The sequence below is a fragment of the Pseudomonas syringae group sp. J309-1 genome, assembly GCF_032582135.1.
GTDB lineage: Bacteria > Pseudomonadota > Gammaproteobacteria > Pseudomonadales > Pseudomonadaceae > Aquipseudomonas > Aquipseudomonas quasicaspiana.
The window spans coordinates 18,729-39,158 of sequence record NZ_JAWHNU010000047.1; the positions used below are offsets into that span (position 1 = coordinate 18,729).

Sequence of the window (20,430 nt, forward strand, 5' to 3'; positions counted from 1 at the left end):
ACAGGTTTTGTGTTCGACATGAGCATTGGGTCGTCAGGATTTGAATGGCGTGTCGTCAAGAACATGGCAAAGCCTCCTTAGCGCACACGAATGCGCGGGTCGAGCAGTGCGTTGAGCACGTCGGCCAGCAAGGTGAGGATGATGTAGATCACTGCGATCAGCAGGACCACGGCTTGCACCACGGGGAAGTCGTCGCGGGCGATGGCGTCCCAGGCGAGTTGCCCGACGCCTTGCAGGGAGAACACGGTTTCAATCACCACCGAGCCGCCGAGCATGAAGCCGAACTCCACAGCGGCCAGCGCCACCACCGGAATCAACGCATTGCGCAACGCGTGCTTGAATAGCACCCGTGCCGGGCGCAAGCCTTTGGCGCGGGCGGTGCGGATGTAGTCGGAATTGAGCACATCCAGCATGCCCGCCCGGGTCAGGCGCATGATGGCCGGCGTTGCGTAGTAACCCAGCGCAATGGCCGGCATCACGAAGTGCAGGAACGTCGAGTTGCCTGACACCGGTAGCCATTTCAGGGTGACGGCGAACACCACGATCAGCATCAGCGCAAACCAGAAACTCGGCATGGCCTGACCGAGTACGGCGATGCTCAACGCCAGACGGTCAATCCAGGTGTCACGTTTGACCGCAGCCAGAACACCCAGCGGAATGGCCACCACCAACGCAATGCCCAGCGCCATGGCACCCAGACTCAAGGTGATCGGCAAACGGCTGGCGATCAGGTTATAGACAGATTCCTGAAAGAAAAAAGAATCGCCCAGATCAAGCCGCAGCAAGTCGCCCAGCCAGTTGAAGTACTGGGTCGGCAAAGGCTTGTCCAAACCGTACTGCACGCGGATCTGCTCGATTTGTTCGCTGCTGGCTTCCGGCCCGCCAATGGCAGTGGCCAGGTCACCGGACAGGTGCAGAAGAGAAAAACTGATGATCGACACGGTAATCGCAACGCACACGGCGATGCCCAGACGACGCAGAAGGAACCCAAGCATGGCAAGTTTCCTCGTATCCATTAGCTGAAAAAGTGGAGGTATGCCGTGGCGCGATCACGTAGCGCCACGGCAACGATGGTTGCGGGTTATTTCCAGCTGGACAGCACGAAGCGCGGCAACTCGTCCGGGTACGGCGTGAACTCAAGTTCCGAGGTGTAGGCGTAGTTCATCGAGTAGTTGAACAGCGGCGCCCAGTAGGCCTGCTCGCTGATGCGCTGCAACGCCTTGCGGTAGTTGTCCTTGCGCACTTGCGGGTCGAGGGCGTTGTCGGCGGTTTGCAGCCAGCCCTGGACTTGCGGGTCCTTGATATTGTCGTCCGGGTTGCCTTTGAACCAGGTACCGGCCGAGGCCGAGGTGTCGAGGATCGAGAACGAGCCCCAGGCCTGGAACGACATCGGGACTTTGCCACCACGTTGCTGATCGCGCAGAGCGGCGTACTTCAGGTAGCGCAGCTTGGCGTTGATGCCCACAGCGCGCAGGTTACCGATGATGGCTTCAACGTAATCACGGTCGCGGTAGGCGAAGATCTCTGTCTCGAAACCGTTCGGGTAACCGGCTTCAGCAAGCAGCGCCTTGGCTTTGGCCGGGTCATAGTTGTAGACCGTCGCCGCCGTGGTATCGCAACCGAATTGCCCTGGGTAGCACGCCACCTGCAACGGTTTGGCTTCACCGCCCACCAGTTGCGAAGCCAGCCCGTCACGGTTGATGGCGTGGTTGATCGCCTGACGCACCTTGATGTTCTTCATCGGCGAGTTTTCGCTGGAGGTGCCGCGAGCATCGAGAATCAGGAAACCGATACGCATGGTCTCGCCGCTGGTCACGGTCAGGTTCGGCATGCCTTTGAGGTTCTCCGACTGATCCGGTGCCACGCGCCACACCCAGTCGACACCGCCGGTCATCAGCTCCGCCAGACGAGTTTCGGCGTCCGGGATCACCCGGAATTTGATGTGGCCGATGTGCGGCAGGCCCTGGGGGCTGTCTTTGAAGTAGTCCTTGTTGATGTCCATGGTTACACCTTCACCGGCCACCACGGATACGGCTTTATAAGGACCGGTGCCAATCGGTTTACGGCTGAATTCAGCCATGCCGACTTTCTCGAAATAGTTTTTCGGAAACATCGGGACGGCGTTGGACAGGTATTCGAGGGCGGGCGGGAACGGTTTTTTCAGGTGAAGACGGACGCTGTAATCACCGGTTTTTTCGGCGCTCTTGATCCAGTCGACGTTTTGCACAGTAACGACTTTGGCTTCGGGCGACACGACGTAGTTGAGGGTGAACACCACGTCGTCGGCGGTGAACGCGTCACCGTTGTGAAATTTGACGCCTTTGCGCAGTTCGAAATCGATGGTGGTGTCATCGACCTGTTTCCAGCTGGTGGCCAGCATGGGTTTGTATTCGCCGCTTTTGGGATCGCGGTACACCAGGTTGTCCCAGATCAGTCGGCCGAGAATCACGCCTTCGCGCAGGTCGTTGTGATAAGGGCTGATGTTTTCAGGTTCGCTGTCGGAAGCGTAAACCAGTGTGTCGTTGGCTTTACCGGCGTGGGCCGGGAAGCTGCTGATGAAGCCCAGCAGCGCAATACTGAAAGCGAAACCTTTGATGCCCATGCCGTCGTCTCCGTTGGCGAGAGTGGTTGAATCAAAGGGCAGCTGTTCGCAAATGCGGAAAGGAAATCAGGCAATGTTCTTTTTGGTGTGGACACGAATGTAGGCGATGGTTTACCAATGCCACAAGCACAATCTTTCGATACTTGCTTTGCCGAAAAGGCAATACATGGAGGTACTGATGCAGTTGTATGGCGTGCAATCCACAGCCCTGCGCTATTTCCTTGAAGTGGCGCGTTGCGGTTCCATCAGCGAAGCGTCCATGCGCCTGAACGTCGCAGCCTCTGCGGTGAGTCGGCAGATCACCAAGCTTGAACTCGCCCTGGACGCCACGCTGTTCGAGCGCCGCGCCCGAGGCATGGTGCTAAGTGAAGCAGGCACGCGACTCGCGGCGTATGCGCGCAAATCGCAACTGGAAGCCGAGCAGGTGGTGTTGGAGATTACCGAACTGCACGGCCTACAACGCGGGCACGTACACATCGCCTGTTCGGAAGGCTTTGCGCTGGATTACATGCCCCACAGCATCGCTGCATTTCGGCGCGAGTATCAGGGCATTCACTTCACGCTGGAGGTGTGCGCACCGGCTGAAGCCACAGAGAAAGTGCGTTCCGGAGAGGCTGATCTGGCGCTGACATTCAGCCTGACGCCGCAAAAGGAGATCTGCGTCGAGCACGTCATGAGCGGAGCGATTTTTGCCGTAGTTGCTAACTCCCATCCCCTGGCCGAACGCGACGCTGTCAGTCTTGCCGAACTGCAGCCATACCCGATTGCACTGCCCAGACCTGACACGACCCTGCGACAACTGTTCGATATCTGCTGCGGGGTGCAAGGCCTGATGTTCGAGCCGGTGCTCACCAGCAACTACATCGGCGCGCTGTACAGCTTTGTGCGTGAGGAGGGCGGTATCAGCCTTTCCAGTGAGATGACCCTGCACAAGCAGGTGGTGGGCAAAGAGTTGCGATGCCTGCCGATTCTCGATGAGGGCATGCAGGCACGGAGGATCGAGATGCAAAGCATGGCCGGTCGTAACCTGCCGGCCGCCGTGTCTGCCTTCAGGGATTTTCTGATCGCCGAGCTGGCGAAAACCGCTGGCGATCAGGCTGGCGGCGCTGGATGACACGTTCCCGAAGCGCATCGTATGCCCAGTTGAAGATCAGTGTGTAAGGCAAAAACAGCAACAGCAGACCTATATCCAGCAGGAACGCTTCCAGCAGACTGATCGACAGCCACCACGCTGCCAACGGCACGATCACCAGAATCAGGCCGCTCTCGAAGCCCAGCGCATGCAACATGCGGGTCCCGAATGACAGCTTGAAGCCCCATTTGCGACGCAGGCCATCGAACATTGCATTGAACAGCATGTTCCAGAGCATGGCCACGGTGGAGATCATGACGGTCATCGCGCCCATTTTCGCCAGCGAGTGACCCATGGCCCAGGCGAGCAGGGGCGCAAACAGCAGGACGCCGATGATTTCGAAAAGAAGCGCGTGGAAGGCGCGTTCCTTGATGGATTTGGTTGGCATAGGTTGGCCTTTTGGTTTTCCAGCAACTGACGCATACATTGCTGCCTTGGAGTGCGTTCTTATGTGGGAGCAGAGCTTGCTCGCGATAAGGTCACCGCAGATATCAGGTCTATCGCGTCCAGCCTTATCGCGAGCAAGGTGGAGCGCCACCACGGTCGCTCCCACAGGGGATAGGTGTTTGCTTCCGATGACGTGCATTGTCATCGGCCCCTGCGTTAAAGTGAAAATCGTTTCCATCGGTAAAACCGATACGAGGTTCGCATGAGTTATTCCCCGGAAGCCCTGGAAGCTTTTGCCCAGACTGTCGCGCTGGGTTCTTTCAGCGCAGCGGCGCGGCGTTTGGGCAAAAGCCAGTCGACGATCAGCGAGGCTATAGCCCGTCTGGAAATCGACCTGGGCCTCGAGCTGTTCGATCGCTCTTCAAAACATCCGGCCCTGACCGAAGCAGGCAGGGCCATGCTCGGACGTATCGAAGATGTGCTGGCTGCTTCCGACAAACTACGCCGCGCTGCCGGACGTCTGGCAGACGGCATGGAGCCTCGTCTTACGCTGGTGCTGTCCGACGCCAATCAGTTCGCCGATTTCGAAATCCGCATGGCTGAGCTCGACCAGCGCTTCCCCGAGCTGGAACTGGAGTGTGTATTTGCCGAGCACGGTGACGCCATTAGCCTGATTCAATCAGGGCGCGCGTCCCTTGGACTGCTGTCGGCACAGGCCAGCTACCCGCCTGAAGTCGGTTACGCGACGATTGCCGAGCGTGCCGACTTCGGCTTGTTCGTGGCGCACAAGCATCCCTTGGCTCAGCAGGCGCAGGTCGACTATCAGCATCTGGCCCAGTACCGGGCGTTGCGCTTGAATACGTTGGTGGACCAAAGCGTCCCCACTGATGATTTGCCCATCAGCGGCCATCGTCCTTGGTCAGCCCCAAATTACTTGCTGCTGATGGACATGGCTGCATTCGGCTTCGGTTGGGCTGCGCTGCCGCGTTGGCTGGTGTCGGGCTATGCCAGCGGCAAGCTCAAGGAGCTCGACGTGCCGGGTTGGCCACGCAGTTCTGCGGTGGACATCATCTGGTCACGGCAACGCAGCCTCGGGCCAGCGGGCGCCTGGTTACTGGAAACGTTCACCCGGCATCGCGGCGAGTGATCAGCTAGGATGACGCTCCATTCGCAGATCGAACGCTGAATATGGCTGCCGTAGAAATTGTTTCTGTAGAACCTCAAGACATCCCCGCCGTCGTGGATTTTGTCCTGCAAGCCCGTGCGGAAATCTTCCCGAAGCTCGACCTGGCAGGCATGCCCGCAGATCTGGCGCAGTTTGCTCAGGTTTACAGCGAGGAGGGCGGTGGCCGTTTTCTGATCGTTCGGAGCCACGGGGAAATTGTCGCGGCAATTGGTTACTTGCCGTACGACGGTCGATTCCCGCAGTTGGATTACGGGCAGCGCAAGGTGGTGGAAATCGTCCGGTTGTTTGTGATCCCGGAGTTCCGTCGTTCAGGGCTGGCGACCACGATCTTCCTTGCCCTCAAGGCGCGTGCCGTTGAACAGGGTGTGGATGTGCTTTACCTGCACACCCATCCGTTTTTACCGGGGGCGATTGGCTTCTGGGAGCGACAGGGTTTCCGGGTAGTGGATGTGGAAAGCGATCCGGTATGGCAGACGACGCATATGGAGTGCGGGTTGGTTTAGGTTCGAGGCTGCGCGTTTCCGCTGTAGGAGCCGCCCCGGTGTTCCTGGCACCGCGCTGTCGCGTAGCAAACACGGACCTTGTCGGCGTGAGCTTGCTCGCGATTCGGTCTGTCATTCGATGAAGATATGGCCTGTCCTGACGCCATCGCGAGCAAGCTCACTCCTACAGAAAAGCATTCCAAACCAGATGGTTGTAGTTTGTTTGATAAGAGCCGGGCTTGCCCGCGAAGAACGATAACGCGATATACCTGCCTACGTGTCCGGCTTATCGCGGGCAAGCTCGGTTCCTACTGGACCGTGACCATCTTGAGATGCTTTTACACCTTCAGCTTATGACCTGAACCGCAATATCCGCGTGCCGTCATAAGGGTCTGTCAGGTAGTGCGCTTCTACACCAAACGTCTCACGCAGCAATTCGCAGGTCAGCACCTCGGACGGCTCACCAATGGCGATCAGTGCGCCGTTGTCCATCACGGCCAGCCGGTCGCAGGCCAGCGCCTGATTCAGGTCGTGGAGGGCGATCAGGGTGGTGACTGACAGCGACCTGACCAGACCCAGAATGCTCAGCTGATGCTGGATATCCAGGTGGTTGGTGGGTTCATCCAGTAACAGGATCTGCGGTCTTTGAGCCAGGGCGCGGGCGATGTGGACGCGTTGTCGTTCGCCCCCTGACAGGCTGTGCCAGGCGCGCTTGGGTTTGTCGGCCATGTCGACATCAAGCAAGGCCTGTCGAACAATCCCATCGTCTGCGGCTGACCAGGGTTCCAGGGCGGAAAGCCATGGCGTGCGGCCCAGTTCCACAGCGTCCAGCACCGTAATCGCGTCCGAGGTTTCCGCTTGCTGTTCTACCACCGCAATCATCTGTGCCACATCGCGGCGTTTCATTTCGGCCAGGGCAACGCCGTTGAGGTGAATCTCACCGCTGGCCGGAGTGCGGATGCCGGACAGCAACTTCAGCAGGCTGGATTTTCCGGAGCCGTTGGGGCCGATCAGCCCCAGGGTTTCACCGCGCCGTAACTGCAACGCTACGTCTCGAACAATGGGCACGCCCTTGATCGACCAGTTCAGACCGGAGCACGACAACACGTCGCGGTCGATGTCGGGCGCTGGCTGTTTCAGAGTGCTCATCGACCCCCCTTGGCTTTGATCAGAATCACAGCGAATACCGGTGCGCCGATCAGCGCAGTAATCACCCCGACGGGCAATACCTGGCCCTTGATCGCCGTGCGGGACAGCACATCGGCGGTGATCAGAAACACCGCGCCGGCCAGAGCGCTGACGGGAATCAGACGACCGTGACGCACGCCAACCAGCAAGCGCGCCGCATGGGGCACGACCAGACCCACAAAACCGATCGAACCCACCAACGAGACCATCACTGCTGTGACGAGCGCTACGGTCGCGATCAATATCACTTGAACCCGCCGTACCGGAATGCCCAGGGCGGCGGCAGAATCGCTGCCGAACATGAACGCATCCAGCGAACGCCGATGCCATAGGCAGACTGCCAGACCGATCAACACCACGGGCACGGCCAGCGTCACCGATTGCCAACGCACGCCGCTGAGGTTGCCCAACAGCCAGAACATGATGCCGCGTGCCTGTTCGGAGTTGGCCGATTTGGTGATCAGGAAGGAGGTCAGGGCGTTGAACAGTTGCGAACCGGCGATGCCTGCGAGAATGATCTGCCCGCTGCCACTGACCGCGCCGGTACTGCGAGCGAGCAGGGCGACCAGTACAAAGGCGGCCATGGCCCCGGCAAAGGCTCCGGCTGACAAGGAAATGGCACCAGCGCCAACGCCGATGATCGCCACCAGCACCGCGCCGGTCGAGGCCCCGGCAGAAATGCCCAGCAAGTAAGGATCGGCCAATGGGTTGCGCAGCAGTGATTGCAGAACCACACCTGAGATAGCCAGCCCTGCGCCGCATGCTGCGGCAACCAGGGCACGGGTCAGTCGGTAATTCCAGACGATGCCTTCATCGATAGGGTCCAGCACGAAACCGGCGCCCCATAGTTTGTTGGCCAGCACCTGAAACACCAGTGACAGGCTGATTGGCGTTTCACCAATCGCAATGCCCGCGACGATCGCCACCAGCAAAACGGCCAGCACCCAGGCCCCGTGCAGGCAAATCTTGCGCAACAAGCGACCGGCGAACTGAGCTGTCATGGGTGCAGATCAAATTTGTCGATGGCGTCCGCCAGTTCATCGATGCCGTCGAATGTGCGTATCGTCGCTTCCATGGCTTGTGCGTCGAGAATCACGATCCGGTTGTGCTTCACCGCGTCCATGTTTTTGGTGACTGGATCGGTCTTGAGGAATTCCAGTTTTTTCTGGAAGTCATCGGCCGGGAAGCGGCGGCGGTCCATGCGTGCCAGTACCAGAATGGTCGGGTTGGCCTTGGCGATGGTTTCCCAGCCGACCGTCGGCCATTCCTCATCGGACTGTACGATGTTGCGGATGCCCAGTGTGTCCATCATGAACGCCGGAATACCCTTGCGTCCCGCGACATAAGGGTCGACGTTCAGGTCGGCGCTGGAAAACCAGAACACTGCCGAGGCGTCTTTCAAGTGTTTGCCTTTGACGCTGTCCTGAGCCTTGGCAAGACGTGCCTGCAGGTCGGCGTTCAACTCGGCACCGCGGGCCTGGACGTCAAAGATTTGTGCCAGTTGCGTGACGGTCTTGTACAGGCTGTCAATCGAGAACGGACGCAGGCGCGTGCCGTCCGCCCCCACCAGATTGTCCTTGCCTTCGCAGTCCGACGGCATGAGGTAGGTGGGGATTTTCATTTCGTTGAATTGCTGTCGGGTGCCGACCACGCCTTGGGGACCCACCATCCATTCGAATTGTACTGCGACCAGTTCCGGACGCTTGTTGATCACCGCTTCGAAGCTGGGATCGTTATCGGCCAGACGCGGGATTTTGTCGTTGAGGTCCTTGAACCGGGGCAGCACGTTGTTGAACCACAGTGACGTACCGACCACTTTGTCGCCCAGCCCGAGGGAGTAAAGGATTTCAGTGGCCGACTGGCCAATGGTCACCGCTTTGCCGGGTGCTTTGGCGAAGGTCAGCGGCACGCCGCAGTTATCGAGGGTCAACGGGTAGGTTGTCTGTGTGGCGGAGGTGTGTGGGGCAGGGTCGGCCGCCAGCGTCAGCGCAGAAAAACCCAGACCGGCAAGCAGCACAGCAAAACGAGGCAAAGACATGAAAAACGATCTCCATTCGAACGGTTATCCGCACGATGGTGTTCTGGCTGGATACACATCACGACTTGCTGCTGGCATAGGTCCGGCAGGGTCAATCAGTCACGGCTATTTCGCCGTGCTGACGGATGTACTCCCCGGACACCCCGCCGGTGGGTCAGTTGCCAGAAAGCGCGACCGCTTGACGGGTTGTCCCGCAACGGTGATGCAGCCTCCTGATGTCGGCAGGTCTCCTGACTGACGCATCATCGCCGTGCTCGGGCCTTCCCGGAGTAACCCAGTGGCATCGATGGAGCAGGGCTCAGCGCCTACAGTTGCGGGGGCAGTTCCGGTTGACGACCTTAAGGTCATCACGGATTCCCTATTAATCCCGTTTGGAAACCGACGGGCGGCATGGTAATGGATATGTTTAAAAGAGTGGGGATTTTTCCTGTATCAGCCGTTGGCAGACAGTTTTTTATCGTACGTTTCGCTTGCTCGGCGCATGATGCAAGCCTTTAATGGCCGGGTGTTAACACCGTCCGGCGGTGAACCTTATCGACCGATAGCCGGTCGATAGTCCGTCCAACCAGGTTTACACTGGTCCGCTTCACCTTTTGGAGACATTTTCCTGTGATATCGACTCAACGAGTGGCCTGGCTTAAAGCCTGGGGTGCCCACGGTTTTACCGCCACCGGCGTGGTCATCGCATTTCTGGCGACCATTGCCCTGTTCGATGATCAGGCCAAAGCCTGCCTGTTGTGGCTAGGCCTGGCACTGGCGGTAGACGGCGTCGATGGCTCGCTCGCACGCAAATTCAACGTGCAATCCGTGTTGCCGGGCTTTGACGGTTCGGTACTGGACCTGGTCATTGATTACCTGACGTATGTGTTTATTCCTGCGTTGTTCATTTATAGCTACATTCCGTTGCCGCCTTATACGCTGTTACTGAGCACGGCGATCATTCTGGTCTCGTCGCTGTTCTGTTTCTGCAATCTGGAAATGAAGAGCAAGGACAATTACTTCCAGGGCTTCCCTGCGGCCTGGAACGTGGTGGCGCTGTGTCTTTACATCATTCAGCCGACACCTTGGGTGACGTTCCTGACGATTATCGGTCTGGCATTGCTGACCGTAACCAGAATGAAGTTTCTGCACCCATTCAGAGTGCGTCGTTTCATGCCGCTGAACATCCTGGTCACTACGATCTGGTTGATCACCAGTGCGTTGCTGATCATCAACCACCCGCATAACGGGCCAGTGGTCATGGGCATATGGTTCACCATGTCGGCCTACTTTATCGGCATCTGCTTGTGGCGTACGTCGCTGGAATATTGGGGTAAGTGGCGGGCTTGACGGGCTAGACGTGAGACCGGCTTTGGCCGGGAGGGCAGTATTTAAAGCGACTGTATGCAGTCCTTGCCTGCCTGTTCCCGGCTAAAGCCGGTCCCACGGCGTGAACATAAGCATAAGGTTTGCCTGCAATGGGTTGCCTCCAAACAAATGCTGGGCGTTTTAGATATGCATGTCTTACCCCCCTGCTTGATGCAATCTTTCTGATTCAGCGACCGATAAATCTTATCCGGCACAGATTATTTTAGGTCTTAAGTCCGCTTGATTCTATGTAATCGGCGTTCTTTTAGTGGCTCTAAATACGACCAATACATTCGAAATATCCCCCTCTTTTTAATTACCAAACGTTCTCTTCAACTGTCAGTTTTGACAGTTGTAGCGCTTCTTCGAGTGCTGGATATTGAATTTTGTGTTGCTGATAACACGATCAATAAAGGGATCTCGAAATGGACAGGATAAGAACAGGCAAGGCGGCAGGTGAACTGGATCCAGGGTTTGGTGATGCCGGCAAGCTGGTTTACAGGGTCACCGGGGCTACACACTTCTCTGGCGCAGCTCTTCTTCAGGAGGACGCCCGCATTCTTATTGCTGGCGCAGAGGCAGGTGGTGAGGTCGTCATACTCAGGTGTCTTCCGAATGGCCAACTTGATCCTGAGTTTGGTGATGAAGGTCAGGTCAATATCTCGCTGGGCACAGGAATCTCGGCCACAACTGCCAGGCCTGCAATTCAGCCTGATGGCAAGATCCTGATTCATGGCGACCTTGAAGGGGAAATGATCTTCGTTGTTCGCTGTGCTGCGGACGGAACGGTAGATACCAGATTTGGTAATAACGGTGTGGTGCTGATTGATCTGTTCCAAAGCGCCGAACGGTTCAGAGCTCTGGTCGTACAGTCTGACGGGAAGATTGTGCTGTCCGGCGAGAGTTGGCGTGCATATGATGATTATGACGCGATACTTATACGTCTCACGGAGTCGGGCCAGCTTGATCCTGGATTTGGTGGAACGGGGATCATCAGGACTTTCAGGATGGGGTATGGTCCGCTGTTGAACCTGCCGGATGGTCGACTGTTGGTAGGAGGTCGTGCAAAAAACGCTCTGCTGTTCGAATGCTATCTCCCTGACGGTCAGTTAGACAAACAGTTCGGTAACGCGGGCGCACTGGTTGTCGAAGTTGAGTCAGCCTCATATTCAGAAGTGGCGGGGTTGACGCTCCAGGATGACGGGTCGATCGTGGCAGCAGGATCTGCGGGCATCGATTCCCAGTTGTTTCCGCTGGTGATCCGCATCCTCTCAACGGGGCAGGGCGATAATTCGTTCAACCATGGCCTGCCAGTTCTTGATAGCTTTGACGGTTATGAGGTGCAGAACTTCGCCGTTGCCGTGCAGCCTGACGGGAAAATTCTCGCGGCGGGTGGTTCAACTGGCACTCCTGACACTTCGAACTTCACGTTGATGCGTATTCTTCCTTCTGGCCGTCTGGATATGGAGTTTGGTAGCGATGCGAGGGTGATGACTGATCTGGGCGGCTTCGACTCGGTTTCCAACGTATTCGTCCAGCCAAACGGTCAAATTTTACTTGGCGGCCGAGTCATTGATTTTGATAAGGGGAGCGGGGTCGGCGTTGCACGCTATATGGGTAGTTAAGGATGATCGGTTTCAAGTATCACTTGTTACAACAGGCAGCTTCGCGATCGACTTTTAAAGTCGTCCGCGAAGACTGTCTGCCAGGTTCGGGGTTCATATCGCGAAATGGCCACCCCCACCAATACCGACTATCAAGAGCAGTGATTTTTGCGTAAACGGCTCCGGGCGTAACCTTGGTTCATTCCCGAAATGAACCCGATCCGGAGGCTCTCATGAACCGCATTTACGCATTTGCCCTGTTATTGACCGTTGCTGTTGTCTCCGGCTGCTCGACCCACCATGCCGTTGAATTGCGTCCCTACACCGCTCAGGAAACTCATCAGCTAGCGTTGGAAGATCTGAATCGTCGCGGTTTGCCCTTCGATGAGTATCAGATCGCCAAGGCGAAACTGCTGGCTGAGCCACAGATGCAGGCTGTTCGAGCATTTGATAATCGCGGTGAGATCAGTGCTGATAACGCTGAAGTCAGCAAAGATCGTCAAGGTTAAGTGCTTAAGTACAGTCTCGTAAAATTCGTAGTCGATTAGAACTGTACCGGTTGTATTTTCTCCTGACTGTTCGTGTGTTTCTGGTTGCCGATTCGATAGGGTGAAGGCCTGCCCTTTAGATGTCTGGATCGCACCATGTCGCTCTCTCTCGATCTGCTACTTGCCTTTGCCCTGTTTGCGTTCGTCACGTCGGTGACGCCGGGCCCCAATAACATGATGCTGCTGGCCTCCGGGGTGAACTTCGGGTTCAACCGGACGGTGCCGCACATGCTGGGCATCTGCTGCGGGTTTTTCAGCCTGGTGCTTGCAGTCGGGCTGGGGTTGGGGGCCGCGTTCCAGGCGTACCCGCTGCTTTACACCATCCTGCGCTATGTCGGCGCTGCCTATCTGTTGTATCTGGCGTGGAAGATTGCCACATCAGGCCCGGCGTCTGACGCAGTGGGTGAAGAGGGCAAGCCACAGACATTCATGCAAGCCGCGCTGTTTCAGTGGGTCAACCCCAAGGCTTGGGTGATGGCCGTTGGTGCGATCAGCACCTACACACCCCTGCAGGGGTACTTCACCAATGTGATGATCATCTCTGCGGTGTTTGCGCTGATCAACCTGCCCACTGTCAGTATCTGGGCAGGGTTTGGCAGCCTGCTGCGCAACGCGTTGCGCGATCCCTTCTGGTTGCGGGTGTTTAACATAGGGATGGCGGTGCTGTTGGTGGTTTCGCTGTATCCGATGTTAAAGGGGTGATTAGCGTTCACTTTAGATCGCGTCCAGCCTTATCGCGGGCAAGCACCGCTCCCACAGGGGGAATGGGATCTCATGTGGGAGCGGTGCTTGTCCGCGATACATTCAACGCAGGACCTTAAATCACAACGCCAACCGCAAATGCCCGCCAGCCTGTTTCTGCCGCGCTTGTACGCGATGCTGCAGGCCCAGGTAAAAATGCTCCAGCCCTTCCTGCAAACGCTCCTGAAGAATCTCGTCCAGTTCGCCGCCTTGTTCGTTATCCGCATAGTTGATCTGGCTATCGATGGCGAAAATGCCGTGCAGGACTTCCTGACATTTGAGCGCCGATAGCACTGGCTTCAGCGCGTAATCCACGGCCAGCATGTGAGCGATGCTGCCACCGGTTGCCAGCGGTAAAACCACCTTGCCGTGCAGCGAGCGCTCAGGCAGCAAGTCCAGCAGGGTTTTCAGCGCCCCGGAAAACGATGCTTTATAAACCGGTGTGCCAATCAGCAAGCCGTCGGCCTGTTTGACGGATTCGATGAAGTCCAGCACTTGCGGGCTGTCGAAGTGGGCGAAGATCAGATCTTCAGCGTTGAAATCGCGAATACGCAGGGTCGTCACATCAACGCCTTTGGCGCGAAGCCAGCGACCGGCGTGTTCCAGGACTACGCCTGAACGGGATTTGAGAGCGGGGCTGCCTGACAGTGAAACTACCAACATGCTGAATTCCTTTTAAAAGCGTAAGGACTTCAAAGCAGCATGCATGCCAGCGCCGTTTAATAACTTAAGTTGCTGAAATTAAAGGTAAATATTCAGATCGCAGGTGAGCGGCTCAACGACGTAGGTGCTCAATGCCGGCCCCAACTGTTGATTCACTGTTGCTGAACCAACACTTGCAGGCAAATCGCAGGCAAAAAAATCCCCGCAATCGGCAGATGCGGGGACGTTTGTTCTGCGTGTCAGTTTCTGAAAGCGGCGCCTGTCTGAATGACGTTGGCCGAGCCTAGCAACTGGCTGACGAAACGGCTCCAGCGAGTGATGTCCGCCGGGCCGACGAATATGACGTCCTGGGCCTGGAGTTCAAACTCTTTGGCCAGCAGGTAAGCCGTCGGTTTTTTCGCCAGCAGGTGATAAACCGTTGAGCGCGCGTTAGCCTGATTTTCCGCACCGCGGATCACGTACACCGCATCACCGTCGGCGCTTTCCGGATTCAGGCCGCCTGAATTACCCAGAGCTTCGAGCAATGTCACGCTGGTGGTGCCAAAGGAAATGACCTGCGGGCGCTGGACTTCGCCCAGCACGTAGATCTTGTTCTTGGAGTTGCTGTTCAAGTGCAGATAGTCGCCGTCTTTGAGGAAGATCTTGCTCAATTGCGAGTCTTTGCGGTTCAACGCGTCGACGTCAATCACGTAATCCTTGCCGTCGCGGCGCAAGGTCAGCCCCGCAAGGTTGGCGTCGGCCAGGTCAAGGCCGGCGGTGCTGATGGCCTGGACCAGACTCAACGGGATATTCGTGATGGATTGCGGGCCGGGGCTTTTGAATGAACCCGAGAGCAGGATGCGCTGGCTGTTGTAACGCAGCACTTTGACGTCGACCTTGACCTCAGTGTACTGCGGCGATAGCCCCATGCTCAGTTGTTTCTGGATCTGCCCGACGGTTTTGCCTCCCGCCTGGATTCTGCCCACGTAAGGGAAATAGAGCGTGCCGTCGCTCAATACTTCCCGGCTGTTGGCGTCGAGTTGGTCCTGCGAGCCAGGTGCGGTCAGCTCAGGGTGTTCAAACACGATGACCAGCAAGGTGTCGCCGGGGCCGACGATGTATTCAGGCGTTTTGTAATTGAGCAGTTCGGCGGGCAACGGCCTGGAGCTGGCTGCGGCTTGTTGCTTCTGCTGCTTGAGGGTTTGCGGGGTGATCTGTACCAACTGAACATCCGGACCGTCCGGATCTTTCGCTTCAACATCTCCTGGGGTCATGTGCTGCCCGGGTGCAAAAGCACAGCCTTGCAAAATCAGACTGGAGAGCAGCACAACAGCTAGGGTTAGCTTCATATAGTGTTCCTTCCTAAAGGTGCGTTGGCACCACAGTGATTTCATTGCTTCCCTTACCAACACCGAGTGTTACGGGGCTTTTTTGATGGATGCACGCACCTCCTCCAGCGCCTCTCGGGCCGGTTGTTGATGTCTTGAAAGGTTTTTTGAAAGGGGCTAACTAGAAGGCGTTCTTGTGCAGAAACCCTTTGAACAGGGTCAGCAGAATAATTTTCAGGTCCAGCCACAGGGACCAGTGTTCGATGTATTCCAGGTCGTATTCGACGCGCTTCTGCATCTTGTCCAGGGTGTCGGTTTCGCCCCGCCAGCCGTTGATCTGCGCCCAGCCGGTGATGCCCGGTTTGACCTTGTGCCGCAACATGTAGCCGCTGACCTGTTTACGGTATTGCTCGTTGTGCGCGACCGCGTGAGGACGCGGGCCGACGATGGACATATCGCCACGTAATACATTGAAGAACTGCGGCAGTTCGTCCAGCGAGGTTCGTCGCAGGAACCCGCCCAGCGGCGTGACGCGTGCATCGTTGCGGGTCGCCTGACTCACTACCTCGCCGTTTTCCTGGACGCTCATGCTGCGGAATTTCCAGACCATGATCGGTCGCCCGTCCAGCCCGTAACGGCGCTGGCGAAACAGCACTGGCCCGGGGGAAGTCAGTTTGATCGCGACGGCAATCAATAGCAGGGGCAGGGCGATCATGCTCAGGATCACGCTGGACAACGCAATGTCCTCGACGCGCTTCACCAGACTCCAGGCACCGTCCATGGGCGAGTCGAAAATACTGATACTTGCCAGGCCGTTGATGCTTTCGCTGCGGGCATGCAGCAGTTCGAACATGAACACATCCGGTATCAGGTACACCGAAGCGGTGGTGTCACTGAGCCCCTTGACCAGCTCCTGGACGTGGGGTTGGGCGGTGAGTGCCAAGGTGATGTAAACCTTGTCGATGCGGCCTTCGCGAGCGTCATTGATCAACTGCTCCAGATCACCCTGTATTCTGATGTCCGTTGCGATCTCGGCACCGGTTTCGGGGTTTTTATTCAAGGGGTTTGCCAGATCATAGAAGCCCAACACCCGCAGCCCCATCCACGGTGCGCTGGAGATCGATTTGGCAAGCCGCACGCCGACCTGACCGGTCCCGACAATCGCCACTCGCCGGGTATTGAACCCGCGTCGCCGCAAGCCATGCAGGACGCTGCGAATCAGCAAGCGATAGCCGCAGAGTACGGCCAGCACCGAGGCGAACCAGGCCATCTGGGCGTTGTTCGGCATGTCGGCATGGTTGAGCAGCAGGTAATCCATGGACAGCAGAGCCACAAAGGTCAGCGCCCAGTAATTGAACACCTTGATCAGCTCGCGCAGGATTCGCTCGCCACGCCACGAGCCGTACATCTGGTGATACTCACTGAGCCAGTGGAAGACCAGCACTGCCAGCAGGATCTGGATCCAGGCTTCGGCGCTGGATGTATCTGGATTCAACTGACTCTGCCAGTAGCCGCCCAGCACAATGACCGTCAGGTCGAGCAGGCGGTGGGCAACCGATAACAAGGATTGATGCGCGTGAAGAATGCCGCGAACGGGATTACGCATGGCAGTGCTCGCTCAGACGGATTTGATCGGAATGACCCGGGCGGTCTGTTCGTTGCTGACCAGAATCGGGGATGCCTGAAGCGTTCTGTGCCGGGCGGGCTGACGTGCCAGACGTGCAGCGGCGAGGCGACTTTCGACAAAGCTCTTCATTTCATCTTCGAAGCGTTGCGCCCCAAACCGTTCTGCGTTGGCGCGACAGGCCTGGACACTGATACGGGCGTGAGCGGCTTCGAACTCACCGACCGCGGCGACCAGCGATGACACGGTTTGCTGGTCGTAGAACACGCCGGTCGGTTGTGGATGGTCCAGGCCGCAGACGGTTTCCAGTACGCCACCCTTGCCGAAGGCGATCACTGGCGTGCCACAGGCCTGGGCTTCTACGGGGCTGATGCCGAAATCCTCTTCGGCGGCAAAAACAAAGGCTTTGGCATTGCGCATGTGTTCCAGCAACACCGCAAACGGCTGAAAGCCCAACAGCGTGACATTGGGTGCATGAATCAGCTTTGCCTTGGCCATTTCCGGACCGTCACCGATCACGATCAGGCGCTTGTCCGGCATCGCCGCAAACGCTTCGATAATCATCGGCATGCGTTTGTAAGGCACCATGCGCGATGCAGTGAAGTAGTAGTCCTGTTTGGTGTCTTGCGGAGTGAAGTTGACGGTATCCACTGGCGGGTAAATGACCGTGGAGTCCCGGCGATAGGCTTTTGAAATACGCCCGCCGATGAAGTGCGAATTGGCAATGAAATCGTCAACACCGGACGAGGTGCGCTGATCCCACATGCGGATGTAATGCAGGATCATCCGCGCCACTTTGCTCTTGAAACCGCTGCTCATGCCCGACTCCAGCAAGTACTGGTGTTGCAGGTCCCAGGCGTAGCGGATCGGCGAGTGCACGTAGCTGACATGCAATTGATCCGGGCCGCTGAGCACACCTTTGGCCACGGCGTGGCTGCTGCTGATGATCAGGTCATAACCCGAGAGATCCAGTTGTTCGATGGCCAGCGGCATCAGAGGCAGGTAACGCTGGTAGTGGGTTTTAGCCTTGGGCAAACGCTGGATAAAAGTGGTCTTGGCCACTTTGCCTTGCAAGTGGGCGCGGTCCTGGTCACTGAGAAAGTCGATTACTGAAAACAGATCGGCCTGGGGCCAGATATTGATCAGCGATGCCAATACGCGCTCGGCACCGGCATACGTCACCAGCCAGTCGTGGACTATTGCGATTCTCATTGAGGTTCCCTTCTGTATGCACAGGCTCTACATCAGGCGCGGGCTGTCTGCGTCTTGGCGTGGCGATTGTTGAGGCGTTTGCCCCACTGGATAAATGGCGTTTCGATGCAGCGAAAGGACAAATGGGCGATGCCCAGGGTCAGTACGGTTGCCAGCAAGGCGTCGTATAGCGGTGGTAGTTGCAGGCCGCGCAGCATGTATTCGGCCAGCATCAGCATTGACGGATGCAGCAGGTACAACGAGTAACTGACGCTGCCGAGCCAGACCAACAGCGGGTGATCAAGGCGGGCACGACGGGTCAGCAACAGAAAGCTGGCGATCGCCAGCGCGTAAGTGAGCAAGTAACGTCCGCCGGCTTCTCCTTCGATAAGGTTTTCGCCGTAGGCCAACAGCAACGTGAGCGGTAACAGCAGCAGGTAAGCCCCCAGCATCAGCAAAAGACAGCGGGTCAGTTGGCGGCTGTGCTCGGCGAGTAACCATTGACGCCAGATCGAGCCAAAGAACATCAACGACAAAGCCAGGGGCAGGGCCACAGGAACTTTGCGCTCGGTGAGTTCGCGGGCAACGGCCAGTAGCAGGCCCAGCACGAGCATGCCCAGTGCACAGCGGGTTCGCACGCCGAGGTCATAGAGCTTGCCGCTGAGAAACAGCAGCAGACACAAGCCGTAGAACACCAGTTCTATGAACAGCGTCCAGTACAGTCCGATTACGTCATCGAAACCCATCAGCGTCTGGACCATGCTTATGTTGGCAACGATTTGCGGCCAGGAGGGGAACAGTCCGCCGGACAGTTGCAGCAGGACCAGATACACCAGCAGCGACAGCCAGTAAGCCGGGTACAGACGCATGAACCGCGAAATCACAAAACGTCGCGCACCTTCAGGGCCGGGACGCAGGCTGAACGGAATGACCACACCGCTGATCATGAAGAACCACAGCACGCCGAATTTGCCGATATCCAGTTCGTGAAATAGCCAGAAATCACCCAGCAGCGGGGCATAGAGGTGAGTGAACACCACCAGCAATGCTGCGATGCCGCGCAATGCATCCAGATAAGCCAGGCGTTTCATGTCAAGACTTGCCCGACGTGGTTTCAGCGGTGTGCTGTAGCGGACTGGACTGCGGATCGATTTGAATCAATGCGTCGATACGCTGAGAAACACGGCGAGCCGACTCTTCCCAGGAAAAGCGTTCGACATTGTGCAGCCCGCGGCGGCGCAAGGCCTGGCGCAGCGGTTCGTCTGTGAGAATGCGCTCCATGGCTGAGGCCATGTGTGAAACGTCCAGGGGGTCGAAATACAGCGTGCTGGCTTGTAGCACTTCTGGAATGGACGCCGCATTGGCGGCCAGTACCGGGCAACCGCAGGCCTGGGCCTCCAGTGGCGGGATGCCGAAACCTTCGTACAGCGATGGAAAGACAAACGCCGTAGCACCCTGATACTGCTTGATCAGTTCGGCATCGCTGAGGCGCCCTAGAAAGCGGATACGCGGATCACGACAGGCCAGACGTTGCAGTTCCGGCGCGGCGAAGATTTCACTGGCGGCACCGACGATGTGTAATTGCACGTCGTCATGACCGCGCAAGGTCAGGAATGCCTGAATCATGCGGTTGAAGTTCTTGTGTGCGCTGGGTGAGGAAACGGCCAGCAGATAGCGTTGGTTATCGGCAGGTGCGACACCGGGGCGAAAGTCATCGCTGGTTGCATTGGGCACGACGAAAACACGTTGTTCCGGGTAGCCGTAGAATCGGGCAATTTCGTTTCGTGAAAAGTTGCTGACGGTGAGCAACGACTTGAGTCGCCATAACAGGACAGGCGTTACGGTGCGGTAAACCGCGCGGAACATTCGCGAGTAACTTTGTGGGTGGCGCACGTAATTGATGTCGTGGTGAGTGGCGATCTGATTGGCGTAAAACATGGGTGCGGTGCTGGACAGTGAGACCAGTAGCGGCCGACCGTGACGCACCAGGTACAGCGGTAAATCCAGCTGTTCCCACACGTGGCCTTTGTTGTGGCCGATGCATTGCACGTCCAGAGCCTTGGCGCTTTCGCTCATTTTTATGCCATGGGGGGCGACAAAAACCAGGTCATTGCGCAATTGCTTGAGCGCCAGGCAAATCTGCTCGGCAAAGCGCTGAATTCCACGCATTTCCTGGGTAAGAAATCGGGCATTGATCACAATCATGGTCGAAGGTCTCTGCGCAGGATGGCGGTAGGTGGTGGTCTGCTTGATGAATGATTGCGCTGGTGCACAATGAACCCAGGTTTCTGTAGGAGCTGCCGAAGGCTGCGAATGGCGTCGTGTCAGGAAAAATGATTTCGCAGCCTTCGGCAGCTCCTACTGGAAACATGTGTTGACGGGAGCTGTGT

Annotated in this window: 19 protein-coding genes and 1 riboswitch; of the genes, 7 read left to right on the forward strand and 12 right to left on the reverse strand. The window is 57.4% G+C overall.

Going from position 1 to position 20,430, the window contains the following annotated elements; translation table 11 throughout:
* Window positions 1–77 precede the first annotated feature (77 nt).
* Entirely contained in the window at window positions 78–995 is a 918-nt protein-coding gene (locus RX972_RS21480) for an ABC transporter permease (protein ID WP_027902510.1), read from the reverse strand.
* An 86-nt stretch (window positions 996–1,081) separates the two neighbouring features.
* Window positions 1,082–2,602 carry an ABC transporter substrate-binding protein gene (locus tag RX972_RS21485; RefSeq protein WP_316878323.1) on the reverse strand — a complete coding sequence of 507 codons (1,521 nt, stop codon included), beginning with the start codon at window positions 2,600–2,602 and terminating at the stop codon, window positions 1,082–1,084.
* A 178-nt stretch (window positions 2,603–2,780) separates the two neighbouring features.
* On the opposite strand from RX972_RS21485, the gene RX972_RS21490 reads away from it, so the two are divergent.
* Window positions 2,781–3,716 carry a LysR substrate-binding domain-containing protein gene (locus tag RX972_RS21490; protein ID WP_316878375.1) on the forward strand — a complete coding sequence of 312 codons (936 nt, stop codon included), beginning with the start codon at window positions 2,781–2,783 and terminating at the stop codon, window positions 3,714–3,716.
* Here RX972_RS21490 and RX972_RS21495 read toward each other — a convergent pair.
* A complete protein-coding gene (locus tag RX972_RS21495; RefSeq protein ID WP_316878325.1) occupies window positions 3,652–4,122 on the reverse strand; it encodes a multidrug/biocide efflux PACE transporter in 471 nt (156 codons plus the stop codon). The two genes, RX972_RS21490 and RX972_RS21495, sit on opposite strands and share 65 nt — an antisense overlap.
* 261 nt (window positions 4,123–4,383) lie before the next feature.
* On the opposite strand from RX972_RS21495, the gene RX972_RS21500 reads away from it, so the two are divergent.
* Together RX972_RS21500 and RX972_RS21505 are read left to right on the forward strand one after the other, a co-directional pair.
* Window positions 4,384–5,268 (forward strand): LysR family transcriptional regulator, encoded by an 885-nt coding sequence (locus RX972_RS21500; protein ID WP_122706127.1) that lies wholly within the window; start codon window positions 4,384–4,386, stop codon window positions 5,266–5,268.
* Between the two features lie 41 nt (window positions 5,269–5,309).
* Window positions 5,310–5,810 (forward strand): GNAT family N-acetyltransferase, encoded by a 501-nt coding sequence (locus tag RX972_RS21505; protein ID WP_316878328.1) that lies wholly within the window; start codon window positions 5,310–5,312, stop codon window positions 5,808–5,810.
* A 330-nt stretch (window positions 5,811–6,140) separates the two neighbouring features.
* Here the strand turns inward: RX972_RS21505 and RX972_RS21510 are convergent, their stop codons facing one another.
* The 3 genes from RX972_RS21510 to RX972_RS21520 are packed head-to-tail and all read right to left on the reverse strand — an operon-like array spanning window position 6,141 to window position 9,015.
* Window positions 6,141–6,938, reverse strand: a complete 798-nt coding sequence (locus RX972_RS21510; protein WP_316878330.1) for an ABC transporter ATP-binding protein — start codon at window positions 6,936–6,938, stop codon at window positions 6,141–6,143.
* On the reverse strand, window positions 6,935–7,978 hold the full coding sequence (locus tag RX972_RS21515; RefSeq protein ID WP_049826706.1) for a FecCD family ABC transporter permease: 1,044 nt from the start codon (window positions 7,976–7,978) through the stop codon (window positions 6,935–6,937). The genes RX972_RS21510 and RX972_RS21515 overlap by 4 nt, the downstream gene beginning before the upstream one ends.
* Complete coding sequence (locus RX972_RS21520) at window positions 7,975–9,015, reverse strand: ABC transporter substrate-binding protein (protein WP_316878334.1); 1,041 nt, start codon at window positions 9,013–9,015, stop codon at window positions 7,975–7,977. The genes RX972_RS21515 and RX972_RS21520 overlap by 4 nt, the downstream gene beginning before the upstream one ends.
* Window positions 9,016–9,217: 202 nt before the next feature.
* A riboswitch (cobalamin riboswitch) is annotated at window positions 9,218–9,413 on the reverse strand.
* A 211-nt stretch (window positions 9,414–9,624) separates the two neighbouring features.
* On the opposite strand from RX972_RS21520, the gene pcsA reads away from it, so the two are divergent.
* From pcsA to RX972_RS21540, 4 genes are all read left to right on the forward strand, one after another.
* Window positions 9,625–10,344 carry a phosphatidylcholine synthase gene (gene pcsA, locus RX972_RS21525; RefSeq protein ID WP_027898053.1) on the forward strand — a complete coding sequence of 240 codons (720 nt, stop codon included), beginning with the start codon at window positions 9,625–9,627 and terminating at the stop codon, window positions 10,342–10,344.
* Between the two features lie 443 nt (window positions 10,345–10,787).
* Window positions 10,788–11,987 (forward strand): hypothetical protein, encoded by a 1,200-nt coding sequence (locus RX972_RS21530; protein ID WP_316878337.1) that lies wholly within the window; start codon window positions 10,788–10,790, stop codon window positions 11,985–11,987.
* 212 nt (window positions 11,988–12,199) lie between these two features.
* On the forward strand, window positions 12,200–12,475 hold the full coding sequence (locus RX972_RS21535; protein WP_099267216.1) for a hypothetical protein: 276 nt from the start codon (window positions 12,200–12,202) through the stop codon (window positions 12,473–12,475).
* Window positions 12,476–12,610: 135 nt separating this feature from the next.
* Window positions 12,611–13,216, forward strand: coding sequence for a LysE family translocator (locus RX972_RS21540; RefSeq protein ID WP_122395945.1), 606 nt, complete (start codon window positions 12,611–12,613; stop codon window positions 13,214–13,216).
* Window positions 13,217–13,336: 120 nt separating this feature from the next.
* Here the strand turns inward: RX972_RS21540 and ssuE are convergent, their stop codons facing one another.
* The 6 genes from ssuE to RX972_RS21570 all read right to left on the reverse strand — a co-directional run bounded on the left by ssuE (window position 13,337) and on the right by RX972_RS21570 (window position 20,245).
* Window positions 13,337–13,918, reverse strand: coding sequence for an NADPH-dependent FMN reductase (gene ssuE / locus RX972_RS21545; RefSeq protein WP_316878340.1), 582 nt, complete (start codon window positions 13,916–13,918; stop codon window positions 13,337–13,339).
* Between the two features lie 239 nt (window positions 13,919–14,157).
* Window positions 14,158–15,246 carry a polysaccharide biosynthesis/export family protein gene (locus RX972_RS21550; RefSeq protein ID WP_231676770.1) on the reverse strand — a complete coding sequence of 363 codons (1,089 nt, stop codon included), beginning with the start codon at window positions 15,244–15,246 and terminating at the stop codon, window positions 14,158–14,160.
* A 160-nt stretch (window positions 15,247–15,406) separates the two neighbouring features.
* Window positions 15,407–16,831, reverse strand: a complete 1,425-nt coding sequence (locus RX972_RS21555; RefSeq protein ID WP_316878342.1) for an undecaprenyl-phosphate glucose phosphotransferase — start codon at window positions 16,829–16,831, stop codon at window positions 15,407–15,409.
* A 12-nt stretch (window positions 16,832–16,843) separates the two neighbouring features.
* A complete protein-coding gene (locus RX972_RS21560) occupies window positions 16,844–18,061 on the reverse strand; it encodes a glycosyltransferase family 4 protein (RefSeq protein ID WP_316878343.1) in 1,218 nt (405 codons plus the stop codon).
* Window positions 18,062–18,093: 32 nt separating this feature from the next.
* A complete protein-coding gene (locus RX972_RS21565) occupies window positions 18,094–19,131 on the reverse strand; it encodes an acyltransferase (protein WP_316878345.1) in 1,038 nt (345 codons plus the stop codon).
* Window position 19,132: 1 nt separating this feature from the next.
* Entirely contained in the window at window positions 19,133–20,245 is a 1,113-nt protein-coding gene (locus RX972_RS21570) for a glycosyltransferase family 1 protein (protein ID WP_316878347.1), read from the reverse strand.
* Window positions 20,246–20,430 lie beyond the last annotated feature (185 nt).

Coding starts and splice junctions, on each gene's coding strand:
- RX972_RS21480 (WP_027902510.1), bottom strand. CDS start 995: ATGCTTGGGTTCCTTCTGCGTCGTCTGGGCATCGCCGTGTGCGTTGCG.
- RX972_RS21485 (WP_316878323.1), bottom strand. CDS start 2,602: ATGGGCATCAAAGGTTTCGCTTTCAGTATTGCGCTGCTGGGCTTCATC.
- RX972_RS21490 (WP_316878375.1), top strand. CDS start 2,781: ATGCAGTTGTATGGCGTGCAATCCACAGCCCTGCGCTATTTCCTTGAA.
- RX972_RS21495 (WP_316878325.1), bottom strand. CDS start 4,122: ATGCCAACCAAATCCATCAAGGAACGCGCCTTCCACGCGCTTCTTTTC.
- RX972_RS21500 (WP_122706127.1), top strand. CDS start 4,384: ATGAGTTATTCCCCGGAAGCCCTGGAAGCTTTTGCCCAGACTGTCGCG.
- RX972_RS21505 (WP_316878328.1), top strand. CDS start 5,310: ATGGCTGCCGTAGAAATTGTTTCTGTAGAACCTCAAGACATCCCCGCC.
- RX972_RS21510 (WP_316878330.1), bottom strand. CDS start 6,938: ATGAGCACTCTGAAACAGCCAGCGCCCGACATCGACCGCGACGTGTTG.
- RX972_RS21515 (WP_049826706.1), bottom strand. CDS start 7,978: ATGACAGCTCAGTTCGCCGGTCGCTTGTTGCGCAAGATTTGCCTGCAC.
- RX972_RS21520 (WP_316878334.1), bottom strand. CDS start 9,015: ATGTCTTTGCCTCGTTTTGCTGTGCTGCTTGCCGGTCTGGGTTTTTCT.
- RX972_RS21530 (WP_316878337.1), top strand. CDS start 10,788: ATGGACAGGATAAGAACAGGCAAGGCGGCAGGTGAACTGGATCCAGGG.
- RX972_RS21535 (WP_099267216.1), top strand. CDS start 12,200: ATGAACCGCATTTACGCATTTGCCCTGTTATTGACCGTTGCTGTTGTC.
- RX972_RS21540 (WP_122395945.1), top strand. CDS start 12,611: ATGTCGCTCTCTCTCGATCTGCTACTTGCCTTTGCCCTGTTTGCGTTC.
- ssuE (WP_316878340.1), bottom strand. CDS start 13,918: ATGTTGGTAGTTTCACTGTCAGGCAGCCCCGCTCTCAAATCCCGTTCA.
- RX972_RS21550 (WP_231676770.1), bottom strand. CDS start 15,246: ATGAAGCTAACCCTAGCTGTTGTGCTGCTCTCCAGTCTGATTTTGCAA.
- RX972_RS21555 (WP_316878342.1), bottom strand. CDS start 16,831: ATGCGTAATCCCGTTCGCGGCATTCTTCACGCGCATCAATCCTTGTTA.
- RX972_RS21560 (WP_316878343.1), bottom strand. CDS start 18,061: ATGAGAATCGCAATAGTCCACGACTGGCTGGTGACGTATGCCGGTGCC.
- RX972_RS21565 (WP_316878345.1), bottom strand. CDS start 19,131: ATGAAACGCCTGGCTTATCTGGATGCATTGCGCGGCATCGCAGCATTG.
- RX972_RS21570 (WP_316878347.1), bottom strand. CDS start 20,245: ATGATTGTGATCAATGCCCGATTTCTTACCCAGGAAATGCGTGGAATT.